The following is a 20,216-nucleotide window of genomic DNA, read 5'->3' on the forward strand; positions in this document are numbered from 1 at the left end:
AAATACATCAGTTAAAGTATAGGTAAAACGTGGCGGTTCCTGAAAAGATTCGCAAGCAGGTCAAGCAGTTACGTAAAGAGATTAACGATTACGATTATCGATATTACGTTTTGTCGGAGCCTGTTATCCCCGATTCGATTTATGATCAGCTTTTTCACGAATTAAAACAATTAGAAGAAAAATATCCGGAATTAATTGTGTCTACCTCGCCCACGCAAAGAGTAGGTTCTGAACCACTTAAAACGTTTAAAACTGTTTTTCATGAAATTCCTATGTTATCTCTAGATAATGTGTTTGACGAATCAGGGTTGCGGGCCTTTGATAAAAGAATTCGACAGCGATTGAAATCGAACGGACCCATTGAATATACTTGCGAACCTAAAATGGATGGTGTGGCATTGAGTTTGCTTTACGAAAAAGGTGAATTGATTCGTGCCGCAACGCGGGGTGACGGCTTTGCCGGAGAAGATGTTACTCAAAATGCCCGGACTATTTCGACAATTCCTTTGCAATTACGTGGCCACGATTTTCCTCGAGTCGTTCAGATACGGGGGGAAGTATTAATGCCGCGAGAAGGGTTTGAAAAATTTAATCGTGAGGCAGAAAAACGAGGAAAAAAAGTGTTCGCAAATCCCCGCAATGCTGCTTCAGGGAGTTTACGCCAATTGGATCCACGAATTACAGCGAAACGCCCTTTAATTTTTTATGGTTATTTCCTAGGACTAGTTAGAAGTAGTGATTTACCCCAAAAACATAGCGACGTTCTGGTGCGATTTAAAAAATGGGGGATCCCAGTTATTTCTGAAACGATGGTAGTGGAAGATATCAAAGCTTGTTTTGGTTATTATGAACATTTACGAAAAATTCGGGACATGATTCCTTTCGATATCGATGGCGTGGTTGTGAAAGTTAATTCTCTTTCTTTGCAAGAAAAATTAGGTTTTGTATCACACGCACCAAGGTGGGCAATCGCTTATAAATTTCCAGCTCAAGAAAAAATGACTGTGGTAAACGACATTGAATTTTATGTGGGACGAACGGGTGCGGTAACGCCAGTAGCGCGATTGGAACCCGTTTCCGTTGGAAGGGTAACGGTCAGAAATGCTACTTTGCATAATTTCAATGAACTTCGTCGAAAAGATATTCGTGTGGGTGATACGGTTATTGTACGCCGGGCTGGCGACGTGATTCCCGAAATCGTTGCGCCTTTATTAGCAAAACGGCCCAAGAATGCCAAAGTAATAAAAATTCCCACTCGTTGTCCGGTATGTCAGGCGGAAGTTATAAAACCCGAAGGTGAAGCCGTAGCTCGGTGTATGGGCGGTTTATATTGTCACGCTCAATTACGAGAAACCATTAAACATCTTGTTTCGCGCCGAGCAATGGATATTGAGGGGTTAGGTGACAAATTAGTCACTTTGTTTACTAATGAAAAATTAATTAGAGATATAACGGGCATTTATGAACTGGATAAAGCTGCTCTTTTGGCTTTGCCTAGAATGGGTAAAAAATCTGCCGAAAATTTATTGACTGCCATTGAAAAAAGTAAAAAAACTACTTTACCACGATTTTTATATGCGTTAGGAATCCGCGGAGTTGGTGAAACAACAGCTCGAACTTTAGCTCAGCATTTTCAGGAACTTGAACCACTAATGAAAGCTTCTAGTGAGGAGCTGTTAGCTATTAAAGATATTGGCCCAGTCGCCGTTGAGAATATTAGAGGTTTCTTCCAACAAAAATATAATGTTAAATTAATCAATAAATTAATCCGACTTGGCATTCAATGGTCAAAAGAAAAAGTGACCTTGGAATCACGAGTTGCTGGAAAAACTTTTGTGTTATCTGGTAGTTTAAAAACCTTAACACGGGACGAAGCAAAAGAAAAAATTGAACGTCTTGGTGGTAAAGCTAGTAGCAGTGTCTCTAAAAATACCGATTATTTAGTGTATGGGAAAAATCCTGGTAGCAAATACGGAAAAGCAAAGGAATTAAAAATACCTATCATTGATGAAAAATCTTTTTTAGAATTGCTAAAAAAATAATCAAAAAATATGCTCTCCGATCGGTTTTCGGAAATTATTAACAAAAAAAATTATTTTTGATATTTTTATCGTACAAAAATAATTTTTATATAAAATTAACTTATTAAATTTTCAATTATCAATTCTATCAAAAAAAAATTAAATTTCTATGTCCTATAAGAATAGAAAAGTAGAGATATCGTTATCCATCACCTAGTTTAATTAATCTATTTCATCCAGTTAAAATGGTTGTATCCCTATCCAGTATCTTTTACAAAAAATAAATATTTATTTAAAAACTAAATACTTAAAGAAAATATATTTTATAAATTGTAAAATAACTTAATAAAAAATTATTTTAATTTTAATAGGGAAATTTTATATAAGATTTTTCGTGCTCTTATAATTCATGATAGAATTAAAAATATCGCAACTAGCGCTAAATTTATTAGGACTAATGAATTTTCGGAAACTATTTCGTATGTTTATAATCAAATTATAGAGATCAATTACGATAAAATAGAATCTAAAGAAGATGCAGAGGAAAAAAAATCGAGAATGTTATATTTTTGATAATTTTTAGATATTTTCATACATAATAAAAAACTAGCTTTATTTTTTTTATAAATTATGTAAATAATTTTTGTATGAATAGAAATGTATCAAAGTAAATAGATTTATTTTTTTTTAAGATATCTGAAGACTACTTGATAGAAAAAATAAACGGTCCGTTACGTTTTACTAAATATATGAATGATGAGGCTTGTGAAATACTATGAAGTGATATGGTTGGTTATCTCAGTTTCTTTAAATATTATCGTGATAGCAGAGACCCAAGATATAGCGGAAGAAAAGAAACGATTAAATTTTTAGTTCTTATGGCTAAAAAGATTTTTTCACTAGATGCTCATAAAAGCAATTTTTTTTATTAGATAGAGTTAGTAAATCTATAAAAGATTTAGCTAAAAAATTAATTAAAGTTACTCCAGATGCTAATAATCTTAAAAGATATTAGTGAGGGGTTAACCGAGGAAATGATTGACCGTGTTATTGTCTTATTAGTTGCGAATAGGTTTGAATTTTCTAAGCTTGCCGACACTGAATATAAAATTGAAATTGAGCGAATTTTAAATCATCAGAAAGGACTAGATAATAAAGAGCTCTCAAATATTCTCAAAGGAGATAATGGAGAGCCTGATTTGATTATGCATGCGGAAGATCAGCCAATAAATCATCTGTTTTCCAAAAATTAGAGCTTCAAGTTCCTCCCGATTTATCGTTTTTGGAACATAAGACTCTGTCTTCCTCTACATCAAATACATTCCCACCAACTTCGTCAGCGCTACGGTCACCACTGCCTCCAGCGCTTCCACCATTTCCGCTAAAGGAAAATCACACTGTTACAAACCAAAACAATCAATCGCAGCAGACGCCTAAAGTAGGCAATTTTAGCTTGGCTGATTTTAGTAAAGTGGAATTAAAAAAAATTCTAGAGAAAGATAAACAAAAAACTTCCTCTGTTTCTGATGAACTCGACCTAAAAACAATTTTAGATTTTAAAAACAAATTAAAAAAACTTAAGATACCAGAGAAATCAAAAGAGGAACCACCATTGAATGATGTGGCATCAATATTAGTAAGCCGTATGGCTATGGAATTAAGTGACTCTGAATCAGAAAAAGGATCAGGAAATTAGAGTTCAGATGAATGGTTTGATTGAAAGGAGGAACTAGATCCCCCCGAAGGGAAAAATGGAAAAGAGAAATCATCAGGTTCCTAAACTTCGGCTGAAAGCGATCAGACAAAAGCAGGAGAACAATTTCGGAACGACCAGTCTACATCGTATTCATCGTCTACAGTTGTGCCTATAGATCAAGTTACAGAGGTGGAATCGCGAGTTACTCGAAAACCTAGTTGGCTAAAAAATTAATTCGGATTGTTTAAAAGAACTTCTAATGCTATTTCTGGAAGAAAAACTAGTGTTAAAAAAAGCTGATCAGAAGGAAATGTCTTCCCAGACGGCATCAGAGAACTCTTTTTCGAAATAAACTAACTAAAATGAGATAAAACAATGGCTACACAATTTTGGGAAAATCAAAAAAATCGATAAACTATATTATGACTATTCCTTATATTATGACTATTCCTTGCGCTCCTTGATTAAGGACGCTGGTACAAGAGAAGAATGTAAAAAAATCTTTACTAAATCGTGGAGCAACATGTAAATGAAAAATTTAAAGTGGTCAAGATTTGTTCGATAACCTACAAAGGGAAAGAACGGCGTATTTTGTTTAATTACGGTTTATATTTCTTTCCAGGATGGAAAAGCTTTAGTGGTAATAAAGACAACCTTTTAGAGACAAGTAATTTTGTTAAAATATACCAGGCCTATTATAGTTTAACATTGGATGACAAACGTGAAGTCGTTCAAGTGTGTCTAAAGTGGACATGGTTGTAAAAGCGCAAAAATTAGAAAGCTCACGAAGGGTCAGCTAATTTTCTTAAAGAAAGAAAAAGAAGATATTGAAAAAGAATTAGAAATTACACAACAGGCCCATGGGCATAATGTGAGTTCTGTTCTATTCAGAAAAACAAAAACGGGTAAAGAAAAAACTTAATTATGCTATGGATAAATTTCAAGGAGTTACGCTTAAAAAAAATCTTGAAAAACAAAGTGGAACTGGATTTAAATATCTGTAGTTGTTTATTAATTGACCAAAAAGTAATCAAAGAAATATCAGAAATATCAGAAATATCAGAAATATCAGAAATATCAGAAATTCATGATAAGGGTATTCGACATAGAGATTTAAATCCATCCCATCAAATATTTTATTTGATCTTGAAAGAAAAGAAAGTGTAGTTTTAGATTTTGGTTTGTCTGAAACTCAGGATAGTTTTTTGCTAAGAGCGATACTTAAATATTTGTCGTACGATATACAGTCTAAAAAGACTTTTACCTTTGAGGATGATCTCTATGCAATAGGCGTTTCGTTAAAGAAATTATTTCAGTTGAGTAAAGAAGAGAAATCTTATTTGAAAGATTGTGATCTAGGTTGGCTATGCCGACTGTGGGCTATACCGACATGTATCAGAAACTTAATGATCGAGTCTATGACGGATTTCAATCCTAATAGAAGTACAAGCCAGGAAATGACAGATATTTTTTCTGGTATGTATATATATAAATCTTAGTAAGGGAAGAGTTACTAAGGCTTAAAAACGGATTAGAAAAAATTGAACCCTGTGAAGAGAAAGAAAATTTACTAACCTGTATTAATTTAGAATTAAAGGAGAAAAATTTTATAGAAAAACCAAATCATTCTATTGAATGAAAAGTTGCAGAATGAAGCCAAAGCCTTACTACTAAGCCTTACTACTAATTGATGAAAAAGAAAAACAAAATTCACACGGATTATTTTAAGGGCTTGAAAGGATTCTCAATGATTGTGATTTACCGATTTACCGAGCTCTTTATATAGAATTAAGGCTAAACTCGGCTATCAAAAAAGACTTCTTTTTTATTCTGCAATGTAGATTAAATACTCTGAAAAGAGCCGAGTAAGAAACATCTTTGTACTGAGGGCCCTCTTTCATTTAAGAGCGATTAAAGCTTGCGTTATACTTTAGGTTATATTAATTTGCACATATGCTGAGCTCTAAGCTATAATATGAAGCATACAACAAAGGGATAAGACCATGAAATTTTTTGTTATTATTCTTATTTTATTGGTTTTGATAGGCGGCTACGCTGTAGCAACTTACAACAGTTTAATTGCCTTAATAGAAGCAATTCGCAACAATAACAAACAAATCGATATTCAATTGGACCGACGATATAAAGTATTTGAATCGTTAATCGATGTTGTTAAAAAATACATGGATTACGAACGTTCCACTTTAAAAGACGTGGTAGCATTACGTAACCAAGCACAAACGGCGAAACAGGCAGGTGACGATGATGCCCGTATGAAGGCAGAGAATAAAATATCCACGATTCTTAGCGGATTACATGTCGCATTTGAGCAGTATCCTGATCTTAAAGCAAATCAAAATGCAATGCAGTTGCAAGAGACAATTGTTAATACTGAAAATAAATTGGCTTACGCTAAACAAGCTTATAACGATAGTGTTGAACATTACAATGCGAAGAAGAAAATGGTCTTTCCCTCAATAGTTGTTCGTACATTTCCTAATAAATTAGATTTTGATTTTCCTTATTGGCAATTGCGGCCGGAAAAAATTCAGGAACAAGAGAATTATAAAGTGCAGTTATAGGTCTCTATATGGGTTCTATTCATGGTTTTAAATCAACTGCCGTTGATTGGCGAGAGTCATTACGACGAAACCAACGGCGAACCGTTTTAGTTATTATTACTTTTATATTAATTTATTTAGCGATTGGGCTTCTTATCGATCTCTACATTTACGAAGGCCATTATCCAATGGCTACGGTTCCCCAACTTTTTACAGCGCTAATTACCTTAAAAATATTTCCCACTGCTGCATTTGTTACCGGATTAATTGCGCTATTTTCTTTGTATGTGACATTTACTTTCCATCATAAATTAATGCTTCTTGGTACCGATTATCGGGAAATTACTTCCAGCACTGCTAAAACTGTTCAAGAAAAGATACTTTATAATGTCGTAGAAGAATTAAAGGTCGCTGCGACGCTTAAATTTATGCCTAAAGTTTATATAATAGATGCGGATTATATGAACGCGTTTTCTAGTGGTTTTGCTGAAAAGTCGGCAATGGTTGCTATTACTAATGGCCTTTTAATGAAATTGGATCGCAGCGAATTAGAAGCTGTTATGGCACATGAAGTTAGTCACATTCGCCATATGGATATACGCTTAACTTTAACAGCTTCTGTGCTCGCTAATATTCTTTTGCTTTTTGTGGATATTCTCTTTTTTAGTGCTCTTTTTGGTGGGCGTTCCCGAGAAAATGGAGCGCGAAATCAGTTAGTTATTTTCATATTAATGTTGCGCTATTTATTACCTTTAGTAACTATGCTATTAATGCTTTATCTAAGTCGGATCCGAGAATATATGGCTGACGCGAGCTCCGTAGAATTAATGCGTGATAATGAACCTTTAGCGCGGGCACTATTAAAAATTCAAGACGATCATATACAAAATAGAGACGAATACGCATCTCAATATACGCGAACTCCCCATGAAAGCGTTCGGCAAGCGGCCTATATTTACGATCCAATCAAGGCGGGTATCGAACCCAGAAATTCATTAAGCGATCTTTTTTCAACACATCCTTCCCTTATTAAGCGTTTAGCAGCTATTGGGTATAAACTTAAAAGGTAAGCTGCATTTTCATTCCTGAAGAGGAAAAATTAAGAGTTTCGCAGTAAGATTAAATAACATTCAACAGGTTCTTTTTTTTGTGTGTGTAAGAAATAACGTTATTGAATTGTAATATCTCAAAATTATTTTCTTTTCTTTGATAAGGGAGATTAGATAATTTTTAGAATGGGCATAGGGCATAGCGAATCATTTGTTTTAACTTATAAGTGAACTTATTAGTTCTTTCCACAGAAAATGCGGAAAAACCTCCAAACTGTAAGGTTTTTGCTTCTTTAAAAATATCATAAAAATTAATGAGTTAAGTAAATAGATCTGTTACTAGAAAATCGAGATCATGATATTTTTAAAAGCCTCTTCTTCGAATGATTTATTTTCAAAAGGATATTATAGATATTTTTATTTTTAGCTATCAAAAGAATTTTTTCTGAAAGATCAACACCGATTAATTCTTTTGCTAATGGTTTAAAATATTCGCCACAGAGACCTGTTCCACAGCCGAAATTAAGAATTCGTTACGATGGGGGTATCATCTTCTTCAAGTCATCTTCAAATTCGTTTTGAATAGCTTTATAGAGTTCTTATGGAACTGGGTATTGAAAATGTAAGGTCCAAATGCTAATCATAGGTTGTTAGCATATTCGTCGAAAAGATGTTGAACGTAAGCCTTGGGCGTCGCTAGGGAGAGTTTATTTCTTCTTTTTCGGGATTGAGGTTTTATAAGTTAAAGCTTTTTTATAATGTTGGATCGCTGGGTTTGTTTTATTTATTTATTTTTAAATAAATGGCGGCGATGTTTAAATGAACTTCTAAATAATCTATTTTTAATTCAAGTATTTGTTTAAAATAAGCAATTGCTTCACGATGTCGTTCTTGGTACATGTGCAACACACTGGTATTGTAATAACAATCTATGGTTGGCACTTTTCTAATTGACAGAGATAATGAGCAAGAGCAAGCTTATGTTCTCTCCTCGCTGTATGTACATAAGTGGTAGCTAGAGCATAATGATAATCAGGCTGATTGGAATTCAACGAAAGGGCGTTAGTAAAATGATTAATTGCTTCTTGAAATTGATTATTTTTGATATAAGCAAGGTCGCAGTCATATTGGCGCAGGTATTTTCCGGCTCGAGTTCTATATGATTTTTTATAATAAGCAATAGCTTGAGGATAATTTCCTCGATGTAAATAAATGTGATCCAATTGACTGATCGCTTGAGTATAGCGAGGAGAAATTGCAAGTGCTTTTCTTTAATTCAGAAATAGTTTGATGATGATTTTCTTGCTTAATCAAAAGTCGTGCATAATTATAATGAGCGTTGGCGAAATTAGGCCGCAACGCAATTTCTTATTAGATACTCCCTTTCAGCGTAGTCCCATTTTTTTTCTAAAAAAAGCAATTACCGGTATTTTTATAGGCAGTAGCATCGTTATAGGGTTGGAGTTGAATGGTCTTATTATACGTTACAGTTGCCTCAATGAGGGTGTTATTGGAGAGACAGGATATTGCCTCTACTATTTTGGAAAGCGGGATTTTCTTCCGGTTCTAATTGAACAGCTTGATCCAGATAGATAAGCGCTTCATTCTGTCGCCCTAATTCGGATAGAATAATTCCTGAACCATGGTAAGGCTTCTGTTTCAGTGGGATCTTCTTGAAAAACCTCTTGATAATTTTTCAAGGCCTTTTTGAGCTTTCCTTTCTGATATTTTTGCAAGGCGCACTCAAGAAGCTTTTTGATCATATTGTTTGTGAATCGCTTGACTCAATTGATAAACGGTCATGGCGTAAATTATACGCGGATTATACTGCATAATCACAATAAAATTTGGGAAAATGAGCCAGTATTCAGGGCCATTGGCTCCTTGGAGCTGAACCAGTGCTGATGTTTGAGAGGGAGAAATTGGAGTTGAGGAGTCTATTCCTTTATTTTTCAAATAGTTAATGATCCTCATTTTCTTTGCTTTTTTGGAAATCAGCGAGGATCTCAAGGGCTTTTGATGAGTGAGTGTGCATGCGATGGGTTGATTCTTTTGCCATCCATGGGTATGCAGAAAATTAGCGACACTAACGATGGCGTCATTATTGTCTTTCATAAGGTCGATACCACCTTCTTGAGAATAATTCACTACATAGTGTCGATAGGCGCTGGGCATGAATTGAGGAATACCAATAGCGCCTGCATAGGAACTTTTTATTAAAAAAATGGGTAATTGTTGTTCTTCGGTCAGTAAAAAAAATTGAGCAAGTTCGTGCAAGAAAAATTTGGCACGAGCTTTGTAATGAAAAGCTAAAGTGGTTAGGGCGTCTAAGGCGGAATAGTTCCCAACTTGTTGAGCATAATTGGTTTCAATGCCTATAATGGCTATGATAATTTCAGGAGGGATACCATATCTATGGTGAGCATACTCTAAGGCGTGTTGATGGGCTTTCCAATAATTGACACCATCCTGAATATGCGTTTCTGTTAGAAAATAATCGCGGTAAACCTTCCAAGGTTTTGCTTCGTACGGATGGGTAATCTTATAGATGACTTCTTGATTGTATTTAGCGTGAGAAAGGATATTAATAAGTTTTTTACGCTCAAATCGATAATGTTTTACCATATAATTAATGAACGTATTGGCTTTCAAAGGCAATTGCGATGCCTTAGTGGGTTCAGCAGCAATGGCGGTGGTACTGAATAATAAGATATAGAGTGCTGCCAGAAACTCTTTTAATAACATGTAAATCCCTCTTTAATTAGAGTTCTAAATAAACGCATTAGGTGTTTCCAGCAACTACTCTGCCTAAATTAACTAGGCCATAATTTTTTATGTGTATGTATCGACATGATAATACCAAATCCGGCCATTGTCGTAATAATAGAACTGCCTCCATAGCTAATAAGCGGCAGGGGTACACCGACAACTGGTAAAATACCAACAACCATTCCTGTATTAACTAATGCAGACAAAATAAATGTTAAACTTAAACTTCCGCTTAATAAACGGCCATAAGTATCCTGAGCTTGATTGCTTATATATAAACAGCGGATAAAAATAACTAAGAAAAGGGTAAGCAAGATAAGACAGCCAATAAAACCAAGCTCTTCGCCGCTCACGGCAAAAATAAAATCAGTCGCATGAGCCGGTAAAAATTGAAGATGTGATTGTGTCCCATGTAGCCATCCTTTGCCAAATAGACCCCCAGAACCGAGAGCGATTTTTGATTGTATAATATGATAGCCGCTTCCTAAAGGATCCCTTTCTGGGTTAAAGAAGGTTAACACCCGCTCTTTTTGGTAAGGATGCATAAAATGCCAGAAGAGGGGCGTACTCAACGCACCTAAAGCAAGAAAAACCAAAATTAATCGCCAATTTATTCCGGCTAATAATAAAACGGACCAGCCTGAAATTCCTATGATTATGGCGGTTCCCAAATCAGGTTGTTTCGCAGTTAGAATAGCAGGGAATATTAAAAGTACCAGAGAAAAAAATAAGGGTGTTTTCTGAGGGGGTAATTTTTTATTACTGAAATAATAAGAAAGCATCATGGGCATGGCCAGTTTCATAATTTCAGAAGGCTGTAAATGAAAAAATCCCAAATCAAACCAACGTCGTGCCCCTTTACCAATATTTCCAAAAGCCAATACGCTAATTAATAGAAACAATCCAAAACTGAATGCCCAAGGTGTCCATTGATAATAAAATTTCGGAGAAATATGAGCAAAGAAGAACATCACCATAAAACCGACTAATAGCCAGGATAGTTGCTTAATCATAACACTCAAATTTTGGTTGCTGGCACTGAACAAAATAAAAAGACCAAACACAGCAAGAACAGAAACCAGAACCACTAGCCAAGGATCAATATGTAATGACTGCCAGCGCAGCTGAGCGACTCGTCGTTTAAGTTGCGTTTCGTAATTTAAGGGACTAAATGGGATTAAGTTTTTGATCATTCCTTTTTGGATGTTTTAAAATAATAATTCATAATCTCCCCCGTCATTTTATCAGCCATGGCACTATGCTCAACCACTACTGCGACGGCAATTTGCGGGTGTTCTACTGGGGCGAAAGCGATGAAAAGATGATTATTGCGTAGTCGTTTGGGAATATTGGTTCGGCTTTTGTCTTCTTCGTGTTGATGACCATAAACTTGAGCGGTTCCGGTTTTAGCTGCAACAGAGAATCCCGGATGTTTGCCAAAAAATTCAGCACTACCCCAAGGTTTATCGACTACATCTTGCATAGCATGGATGACAATATCCCAGTTGAGGGGATTTTTTAATATCACCGGCGGCTCTGAAATAGGTGATTGGACTTTTTCATTTCCATTTGGCATGATGGTTTTTAATAACAACGAGGGACGATATCGTTTGCCCCGTTCAGCCAAGATGCTAACCGCTTGAGCCAGTTGCAAAGGGGTAACAAGAAAAAATCCTTCTCCAATACCTGTTTCTATGGTGTCTCCCGTATACCAAGGGTAACCTTTGAATCCCATTTTCCAATGTGGAGAAGGTACAAGCCCGGGGACCTCTTCAAGTAAATCGATGCCTGTTAAGTAACCAAAACCAAAGCGATGTAATATAGCGTCCATGCGTTCAATACCTAAAGCTACCGCTAGGTTATAAAAATAAACATCGCACGAAACGGTAATGGCTCTACTTACATTAACCCATCCATGTCCTCCTATTCGCCAATCGTGATAAATATGGTGAGTGTTAGGCAGTTGAAACCAACCCGGATCATAAATTTGATATTGTGGGGTTATAATTCCCTCATCTAACCCCATTAACGCTAAAAAAGGTTTCACGGTTGAGCCAGAAGCAAACTGCCCCCGAATGGCCCTATTGTAAAGGGGGTGGTCGGGTGAATTTAGCAATTTTTGGTATTCTTCTTGACTTAATCCCGATACAAAAGGGTTGGAGTCAAAACTGGGATTAGTGACTAGAGCTAAAACTTGTGCCGTGTCTGGTTGCATAATGACGATAGCACCGCTTTTATCACCCAAAACCTTTTTTGCTTCGGCTTGTAATTTACTGTCAATAGTCAAATAAATAGTATCCCCAGGTACAGGGGGAATTTCCTTTAAAATACGTACGGCCCGTCCACTGGCATTGATTTCAGCCTCTTCAGCGCCCATTTTTCCATGAAGTTGTTTTTCATAGTATTTTTCAATACCGGTTTTTCCAATCACATCATCAGTGGTGTAACACTCTGCACCAACTTGATGTAATTCACGGGGATTGATTCGCCCCACATAACCTAAGACGTCGCTGGTAGTATCGGCCAGGGGGTAATAACGCATCATTTGTGTTTCAATACGCACAGTCGGAAATTGATAACTGTTAACATAAAAACGAGCAACTTCTTCGTTAGTTAATTTATATTTTATAGGAACGGGTTGATAAGGACGGTATTGATATAAAATATGATGAAATTGTTTCACTTCTTCGTTAGAGATTGGAATAATTTTTGTTAATCGTTTTATTATTTCATCCAAATGCTTAGTATCATTCGGAATAATAACTAATGTATAAGCTAGAATATCCTTCGCCAAAAGTACTCCATTTCGATCGAAGATTAAACCGCGGTTAGGTTGGATAGGTATAACATTTAATAAATTATCCTGAGACAATGTGGAGTAGAAGTAATGGCTTTTAATTTGGAGATAAATCAAGTGTCCTATAAGAGCGAAGACAAAGAAAAGAATAAAGAAAAACGCGCTAAAACTACGATTTTTAAATAATCGCGTTTCAAATTGAATATTTTTAAGGGCCAATCGTACTTTTCTCATACGTTGGTATTTTGTCATTAACGATGATAAGGATGATTGGCCATATATTCCAAGCTCTATAAATTTGCTCTGCAATAACAATACGAACTAATGGATGAGGCAGAGTTAATTGAGTAAGGGAACAAACCCAATTGGCTTTTTCAAAACAAAGAGGTACAAGTCCTTCTGGACCTCCAACTAACAAATTTATTGCTCGACCTTTGTCCCGCCAGTCCGCCATTTTTTGGGATAAAATTAGTGTATTAATTTCTTCCCCAGTTCTATTAAGAACGATAATTTCACCCTCTTTAGAAATGGCTTCAAGCAGAATTTGGCTTTCTTTAAGAATTATTTTTGCGAGATCGGCGTTTTTAGTCCACCTTAATGCTGGAATTTCAATAAGATTTAAAGCGAAATTCCGAGGTAGACGATCAACATAATTGACCCAATCTGATAACCTTTTCCCTATGGCAATGAGATTAATCTTCATAACGTTAACGAGCGTTTTCTACCATACTCCACAACTTTTCGAGACTATAAAAATTGCGGACTTCGGGAAGCATGATGTGGATAATCACATCATGTAGATCAATTAGGATCCATTCTGCTTCAGTTTCACCCTCTACTCCAAGAGGCCGTACTCCATTTTCTTTCGCTCGGCGAATGACCTTATCAGCTAATGCATTAGCGTGGCGTTTTGAAGTGGCACTACAAATGATGACATGATCGGCTAGATCGGTTAGGGCCGTGACGTCGAATTCGCTGATTTGTAACCCTTTTTGCTCATCTAAAGTATTAATGACTAACTTAACAAGTTCACCACTTTTCATTGGCTGTGTATTACTCCATAAGGTAAAAATTCTCAATCATAGCTGGATTCCTCATTCCGAACAAGCTGGATCGGGGGAAGAGTTAAGGGCTACTCGTTAAGCTCAAAATGTTAGCCGAAAATCCCGCAGAAGAGTCAAATAGGAAATAAAGAGGATTTCGGCTGTACGTTTCCAGACTCCTGGGAGTATTAAAGTATGACAATACCTTACAGGTGCGGACTGCATTGCCAAACAGCATGTCTTGCTTGCCGATAATCGTGGTAGCAACCGTACTGGTGCATCCCGAAGAAATGACAGGGGGACGACGGGTAAATACCACAACTTACGTACCGTAACCTTTCATGATGGCGCCAATGAAGATCTCCCTCCCTATCGGGAAACCCGAACAGGTTGATAACAACCCAGACCCCTCGGCGATAAGAATAATATTGAGCTAATTGAGTAGATTTGTTGATTTGGGAGTTTTGCCCTGGTGTGGATAAAGTCGAACTCACAGGCAGCTAGTAGGGAAGCTACTAACAAAAGGGAAGCTACTAACAAAGTTGAAAAACACGATTTTAATTTTCCCATATATTTTCTCCTCATTCCCTACATAAAACTTTAGCATATCCTTGTCCGTAAATTCGCCTACGTAAGTTATAACTAATTAATAATTAAAAAGTTATTAATTTTTTTTAAATCCAGCGCATTTATCGATAAAGACCATACTTTTTTATGTATTCAAGTACGCTTTTAGGGAGCATGGATTCTACAGCCGAGTAATTACCTTTCGCTAAATAACCTCTAATTTCAGTGGCGCTAATTGGGTAAGTATGAAGTTGTTGAAACAATATTTTTCCTGAGAGAAATTCTGCCAGATCATCAGGATCTTCGGTTCGATGTTGGAGTAAGATTTCTAACCATTTCGCGGTAGGTAAATAGTAATTTTCTCGATTTATCACGATCAAATGACAATAGGTTAAAAATTCTGTATAGTGGTGCCAGAGATTAAAATCAGCAAAAGCGGCGGTGGAAAGAATGAAACATAGGGAGTGATCGGGAAATGAATTTCGTAAATATTGGAGAGTATAAATGGTATAAGAAATTTCTTTTCTTACAACTTCGACATCATTAACAGAAAAAATAGAACGATTACTGATAGTGTGTTTTATCATTTCTAAGCGGTCTATTGGACTGGCTATAGGTTGTGGGCGATGAGGCGGTTGTCCACAAGGGATTAATTGAATGTTTTTGAAAGTAAGTTTTTCTACTAATTGACTAAGAATGTCTATGTGTCCGTTATGAATTGGATCGAATGTTCCTCCAAATAATCCTAATAATGGGAAGCTCATCGTAATTCCTTCCCTGCAATAGCTAAACTTAATGTCTCTAATTCTTGCCAAGCATTGCCAGGAATTATCCCCTTTATAATCCAATCTACTTGTTTTGAGTGTTGCAATAATTTGGCAATAAGTTGGGGATTGAGGCGTGAGAGCGCCATTTTCAAAGGTTGCTTACGCGTTTGCCATTGCGATGCTAATAATTGTGAGAGGGATTTTCCATTTTTAAGTTCCTTAAAAAGCATATAAAGGTTGCGTAATTCATGGGTAAGCGACCACAATACTAAAGGAGCAGCTTCTTTGTCGACAAACTTCAAAGCTAACAAAATTCGAGTAACTCGTGATATTTTACCTAACAATGCAGCTTCTGTTAAATCAAAAACCGTAAAGCATGCGTTATCATTAATGACAGTGCTTACGGATTGTGGGGGGATTGGTTTATTTTGATAAAGTAAACGCAATTTTTCTATCGCTTGTTGGGTGGCTAATAAATTTCCTTCTGTCAATTCCGCAAGAAGATTTATACTTTCCATGTCGACAGTTAGATCAAATTTTTTAAAACGTTGTGCAATCCAGGTCGGCAATTCTTGAGTGGATATTGGCCAAAGTGGGATAACCGCCCCTAATTCAGAAACAGCTTTATACCACCTGGTTTTCTGTTGTGTGGCTGTTAGTTTGTTAGTAACAATTAGCAATCGTTTGTTAGGTGGTGGGTTCTCCAAATAGCGTAGTAATATTTGAGTTCCTCTCTCGTCAAATTTTGCTTGAGGGTTCCGTATTTCAATAAATGTTTTCTCACTGAAGAGATTGAAATTGTCGATAGCAGTGTCGAGTGCTTTCCAATTAAATCCCGTTTCAATAAAGAATAATTCTCCTTGCTGGAAGCCTTGCTGCCGGGCAGCCTTTCGAATGCTATCCCGAGTTTCTTGTACCAAAAGTGGGCTGTCTGCACATATAAGATAAATGGGTAAAAGTGATTTTTGGTTTAGATGGGTGTCAAGTTGCTTGGATGATATTTGCATTTTACCTCCAGTTTTGCCCTTGCCCCCTTCCGCAAACGGAAGGGGAAATAAAGTTCCTCACTATCTCCTATGGGGGGACGGGTGGGGGAAAGTAACTAAATCTTTATAAATCAAAGACACCATCGTTCTGGTCATCTCTTGCTTCATTAGTCGGGTAGCGTTAGGAGTATATATTTGATTAGTATTTTGTATTAACCGACGTCGTAAAGTTAAATTTTTAGGACCCATTAATATTTGCCCGTTGACTGTTTCTAAGTCAAAGTCAACACTTAATAAATAAGTGTAAAATGTTCCTGTGCTGCTATATAAAATAGCAGGGATGAGAGGTTCCCAATTGATATTAATAATTCGAAGGATAACCGGAGCGTCTTCTCTTGTTTTAGTTAAGTGGACGTTTAATGCTTGAAGCGTCCGGCTTAATTGAATAGTAAGTAGATCATAGGGATTAGGAGAATCAATATAAAGAATACAAAGATAGGGAGGAATATCATTGGGCGATCGTAGTTTAAATCCACATCCTGCCACTGTGCTACAAATAAGCGTACCAATTAAAAGAATGAAAATCGCTCGGATTTTATTTGCCATGCGTTTTATACCACGATGTTGACCAATTTTTGAGGTACGACAATGACTTTTTTAATTTTTTTATCAGAAATATAACGTTGGACATTATCTTGATTTAAGGCAGCGTTTTCAATTAATTCGTCCGAAGTATCCGAAGAAACTTGAATTCGAGCTCGTAATTTCCCGTTGATTTGAACAACCATTTCAACTTGAGAAGTTTGTAGGGCTTTTGAATTTGGCTTAGGCCAGGAAGAATTTAAAATATTTTCCCCAAATCCTAAGGATTGCCAAAGAAAGTGGGTAATATGAGGGGTAATAGGCGACAACAAGCGCAATAATATTCCTAAACCTTCATGAATTAAACGTGATTCTGCCTCATTGTCTGTGGTTAATTTTATAAGTAAATTTAAAATTTTCATTGTAGCCGAAACGACTGTATTAAATTGATAACGCTCTATATCGTTATTAGCTTGTAGTAAATGTTCGTGTACCGCTTGTCGAATGTGCTTGTGCTCAGAAGTTTCCCATTGGTAATAGTTTCGTTCTTTTTGCTTATTAATGGCTAGTAGAGTATCTTTAACCCGATCAGAGAAACTCCACAATTTTTTTAGAAAACGGTGGGCACCTTCGACACCATTATCTGACCATTCTAAATCTTGTTCTGGTGGAGCGGCAAAAATTATAAAAAGCCGAACAGTATCCGATCCGTATTTTTTTACCAATGATTGAGGGGTAACTACATTTCCTTTGGATTTTGACATTTTTGCACCATCTTTTAAAACCATCCCTTGAGTAAGTAATCGTGAAAAGGGCTCATTAGAATTTAACAAACCAAGATCTCGGAGCACTTTATGAATGAAGCGCGCGTAAAGCAAATGCATGACAGCATGTTCAATGCCTCCAACATACTGGTCTACGGGAGTCCAATATTTAGCGCGATCATCTAGCATGGCACTATCTTGATCGGGACAAGTATAACGAGCGTAATACCAGGAGGATTCGACAAAAGTATCCATTGTATCTGTTTCACGTACAGCGGCTTTATCGCAGACCGGACATTTGGTTTTATAAAATTCGGGGCTCTCTTTTAACGGAGAGCCATGGCCAGTGGGAATTATATTTTCTGGCAAGAGGACAGGAAGTTGATTTTCGGGTACTGGAACGGTGCCGCAACTTTTGCAATAAACAATAGGAATGGGTGTTCCCCAATAGCGTTGGCGCGAAATACCCCAATCACGCAAGCGATAATTTGTTTGTCGATTACCGCGTCTGTGGGTTTTTAAATAATCTACAATGACATCGAACGCTTTTTCTGAGTCAATCCCGTCAAATGGTCCTGAGTTAAAAAGTTTTCCGGGACTAATATAAGCGGTTTGATCGTAATTCCATTCACTCTCGTGAATAGGTTTAATAACTGGCTTAATGGGCAGATTGTATTTCAGAGCAAATGCATGATCACGTTCATCGTGAGCCGGCACTGCCATGACCTCGCCGGAAGCGTATTCCATTAAGACAAAATTCGCAATCCAGATAGGTAATTTTTCCTGAGTGATCGGATGAATGGCAAAAAGACCCGTTGCAATGCCTTCTTTTTCTTGAGTAGCTACATTCGCTTCCGCCACACATGTTTGTCCGCATTTTTTTAAAAAAGCAGCCACTTTTTTGCTTTTTTTAGCGCGTGCTTTTGCAAGAGGATGTTCAGGAGCTATTACAATATACGAAACTCCCATGAGAGTATCTGGACGCGTAGTGAAAATCTCTAATTTATCGGGACTTTTTTCTAGAGCAAAAATTACTGTTGCCCCGTGAGATTGACCAATCCAATTCCGTTGCATTGTAATAACTTGTTTGGGCCACTCTTTCAATTCATCGAGATCTTTAAGAAGCTCTTCACTATAATTGGTAATTTTAAAAAACCATTGAGAGATTTCGCGCTGTTCTACAGGGACACCTGAACGCCATCCCCGTCCATTAATTACTTGCTCATTAGCTAACACGGTCTCATCAACAGGGTCCCAATTAACGATGGAGTTTTTTTTGTAAGTGAGACCTTTTTTGTAGAGCTGGAGAAAGAGCCATTGTTCCCACCGGTAATAGCTAGGATCACAAGTAGCAATTTCTCGGGACCAATCGTAAGCAAAACCCAATTGTCTAAATTGTTTTCGCATTCTTTTTATGTTTCTACGGGTCCATTTCGCTGGAGGCAGTTTTCGTTGAATAGCGGCATTTTCTGCGGGTAGACCAAAGGCATCCCATCCCATGGATTGCAAGACATTTCGGCCTTTATGAAATTGGTAACGAGCAATTAGATCTCCAATGGTATAGTTGCGGACATGTCCCATATGGAGCTCCCCGCTTGGGTAGGGAAGCATTGCTAAACAGTAAAATTTTTCTTTGCTTAAATCTTCTTTAATTTCAAAGCATTCATTTTCTTTCCAGTAATTTTGGGCAGCTTGCTCAATATCTAATTGGGTATAGGGTGAATTCATAGTCAGCTAGGATACCTCAGTGGTTAAGCTGATGGAAGTAGCGCCGTAGCTTAAGGAAATATTAAATTTGATTAAAAAGTTGACTATTGTTAATAATAGTCTATTGTACAAAAAATAATTGTTAAGGTAAAGAGAGGTTTCTATGGAGAGGAAGGATTTACCAAAACGGAGAGTGGTCTAGGAGCAGAATTGGTGTTTATTAGAAAAAGCAGGACTAGTTATTTGGCTCCCAAGAGTCCAATTTTATAGACCAGGGATGTTAATCCTCGTGTATCCCTCTTCATTTTTGCTCGAGAGCAAGCGTCATCAATTTTTGTTGCAGCACTTATCAAAATTAAGCCACCTGACTACTTCCCAATATGAATTTTTCTATGAGGGATTAGTAAAACGATTTGTCGATTTTTTACAGATTTTGCCTACGAGTTTAGGGGAACCCCCTTAGGCAGTTTAATGAATGAAGGCTTATTTACGGGGGTAAATTCATTAGAAACATTACCTTTAACCAGCACTTCCCAGTGCGACTGCATAGGAACGTTATGCGGTATTCTCAACCGCTTTTCTGCTAAAGGTGGTCAATGTAGTCGTCAATCAAAAGCTTTTTATTACTGATGAAGAGGGAAATTTCGTTAATGAATGGAATCCTTTTGAGGGCCCTTTAACGGCAATCAAAAAAAAGCAGATTTTTATAAAATTATGTCTTTTTCTCTTCTGCTTATCAGCGAAATGCTTCTTCCATCACTCCTGTTTTAGCTCACTAGCTCTTATATAAAGAGGGATTTTTGTGGTTATCTAGAGCGATAGGCTAATTTTTTTCAGATGATTGGCTACAACTCTTTAGGAGGATAGGATACGGAAGGATCTGGAAGATTTTCTATACCATTCAATT

General features: G+C 36.7%; 18 protein-coding genes. 6 read left to right on the forward strand and 12 right to left on the reverse strand.

Translation table 11 applies throughout. The annotated features are described in order from the left end of the window. The first annotated feature begins 29 nt into the window (after window positions 1-29). From ligA to htpX, 5 genes are all read left to right on the forward strand, one after another. Window positions 30-2,042: an NAD-dependent DNA ligase LigA gene (gene ligA / locus CleRt_RS03925; RefSeq protein WP_048875173.1), complete on the forward strand. Its 2,013-nt coding sequence runs from the start codon at window positions 30-32 to the stop codon at window positions 2,040-2,042. A 1,013-nt stretch (window positions 2,043-3,055) separates the two neighbouring features. Then, the gene (locus tag CleRt_RS03930; protein WP_157870831.1) at window positions 3,056-3,274 is read left to right on the forward strand and encodes a hypothetical protein; all 219 of its coding nucleotides are present in this window, start codon (window positions 3,056-3,058) and stop codon (window positions 3,272-3,274) included. A gap of 200 nt (window positions 3,275-3,474) precedes the next feature. Further along, window positions 3,475-3,717 carry a hypothetical protein gene (locus CleRt_RS10025; RefSeq protein ID WP_157870832.1) on the forward strand — a complete coding sequence of 81 codons (243 nt, stop codon included), beginning with the start codon at window positions 3,475-3,477 and terminating at the stop codon, window positions 3,715-3,717. Between the two features lie 2,003 nt (window positions 3,718-5,720). Beyond that, window positions 5,721-6,299, forward strand: a complete 579-nt coding sequence (locus CleRt_RS03955; protein ID WP_048875179.1) for a LemA family protein — start codon at window positions 5,721-5,723, stop codon at window positions 6,297-6,299. A gap of 8 nt (window positions 6,300-6,307) precedes the next feature. Then, window positions 6,308-7,348, forward strand: coding sequence for a zinc metalloprotease HtpX (gene htpX, locus CleRt_RS03960; RefSeq protein WP_048875180.1), 1,041 nt, complete (start codon window positions 6,308-6,310; stop codon window positions 7,346-7,348). Between the two features lie 332 nt (window positions 7,349-7,680). On the opposite strand, the gene CleRt_RS14040 is transcribed toward htpX, so the two are convergent. From CleRt_RS14040 to CleRt_RS11705, 3 genes are all read right to left on the reverse strand, one after another. Further along, a complete protein-coding gene (locus CleRt_RS14040; protein ID WP_371440254.1) occupies window positions 7,681-7,857 on the reverse strand; it encodes a methyltransferase domain-containing protein in 177 nt (58 codons plus the stop codon). 250 nt (window positions 7,858-8,107) lie between these two features. Further along, a complete protein-coding gene (locus CleRt_RS11700) occupies window positions 8,108-8,269 on the reverse strand; it encodes a hypothetical protein (RefSeq protein ID WP_235379182.1) in 162 nt (53 codons plus the stop codon). Further along, window positions 8,257-8,550 carry a tetratricopeptide repeat protein gene (locus CleRt_RS11705; RefSeq protein ID WP_235379183.1) on the reverse strand — a complete coding sequence of 98 codons (294 nt, stop codon included), beginning with the start codon at window positions 8,548-8,550 and terminating at the stop codon, window positions 8,257-8,259. Before CleRt_RS11705 ends, CleRt_RS11700 begins: the two co-directional genes overlap by 13 nt. A 109-nt stretch (window positions 8,551-8,659) precedes the next feature. On the opposite strand from CleRt_RS11705, the gene CleRt_RS11710 reads away from it, so the two are divergent. Continuing rightward, the gene (locus tag CleRt_RS11710; protein WP_235379184.1) at window positions 8,660-8,923 is read left to right on the forward strand and encodes a hypothetical protein; all 264 of its coding nucleotides are present in this window, start codon (window positions 8,660-8,662) and stop codon (window positions 8,921-8,923) included. Between the two features lie 147 nt (window positions 8,924-9,070). Here CleRt_RS11710 and mltB read toward each other — a convergent pair whose 3' ends face one another. The 9 genes from mltB to leuS form a co-directional block, all read right to left on the reverse strand. Continuing rightward, window positions 9,071-10,072 (reverse strand): lytic murein transglycosylase B, encoded by a 1,002-nt coding sequence (gene mltB / locus CleRt_RS03970; RefSeq protein ID WP_048875181.1) that lies wholly within the window; start codon window positions 10,070-10,072, stop codon window positions 9,071-9,073. A 68-nt stretch (window positions 10,073-10,140) separates the two neighbouring features. Beyond that, complete coding sequence (rodA, locus tag CleRt_RS03975) at window positions 10,141-11,289, reverse strand: rod shape-determining protein RodA (RefSeq protein WP_048875182.1); 1,149 nt, start codon at window positions 11,287-11,289, stop codon at window positions 10,141-10,143. Further along, entirely contained in the window at window positions 11,286-13,127 is a 1,842-nt protein-coding gene (gene mrdA / locus CleRt_RS03980; RefSeq protein WP_048875783.1) for a penicillin-binding protein 2, read from the reverse strand. The genes rodA and mrdA overlap by 4 nt, the downstream gene beginning before the upstream one ends. Next, on the reverse strand, window positions 13,102-13,596 hold the full coding sequence (gene rlmH, locus CleRt_RS03985) for a 23S rRNA (pseudouridine(1915)-N(3))-methyltransferase RlmH (RefSeq protein WP_235379185.1): 495 nt from the start codon (window positions 13,594-13,596) through the stop codon (window positions 13,102-13,104). Before rlmH ends, mrdA begins: the two co-directional genes overlap by 26 nt. A gap of 4 nt (window positions 13,597-13,600) precedes the next feature. After that, on the reverse strand, window positions 13,601-13,936 hold the full coding sequence (gene rsfS, locus CleRt_RS03990) for a ribosome silencing factor (RefSeq protein ID WP_048875183.1): 336 nt from the start codon (window positions 13,934-13,936) through the stop codon (window positions 13,601-13,603). Between the two features lie 689 nt (window positions 13,937-14,625). Continuing rightward, window positions 14,626-15,267 carry a nicotinate-nucleotide adenylyltransferase gene (nadD, locus tag CleRt_RS03995; RefSeq protein ID WP_048875184.1) on the reverse strand — a complete coding sequence of 214 codons (642 nt, stop codon included), beginning with the start codon at window positions 15,265-15,267 and terminating at the stop codon, window positions 14,626-14,628. Next, window positions 15,264-16,277 (reverse strand): DNA polymerase III subunit delta, encoded by a 1,014-nt coding sequence (holA, locus tag CleRt_RS04000; RefSeq protein WP_048875185.1) that lies wholly within the window; start codon window positions 16,275-16,277, stop codon window positions 15,264-15,266. The genes nadD and holA overlap by 4 nt, the downstream gene beginning before the upstream one ends. A 60-nt stretch (window positions 16,278-16,337) precedes the next feature. Further along, a complete protein-coding gene (locus CleRt_RS04005; protein WP_048875186.1) occupies window positions 16,338-16,862 on the reverse strand; it encodes an LPS-assembly lipoprotein LptE in 525 nt (174 codons plus the stop codon). Window positions 16,863-16,867: 5 nt separating this feature from the next. Continuing rightward, window positions 16,868-19,330, reverse strand: coding sequence for a leucine--tRNA ligase (gene leuS / locus CleRt_RS04010; protein ID WP_048875187.1), 2,463 nt, complete (start codon window positions 19,328-19,330; stop codon window positions 16,868-16,870). Window positions 19,331-20,216 lie beyond the last annotated feature (886 nt).

Origin of the sequence: Candidatus Coxiella mudrowiae (assembly GCA_001077715.1) — a bacterium.
GTDB classification, from domain to species: Bacteria; Pseudomonadota; Gammaproteobacteria; order Coxiellales; family Coxiellaceae; genus Coxiella; species Coxiella mudrowiae.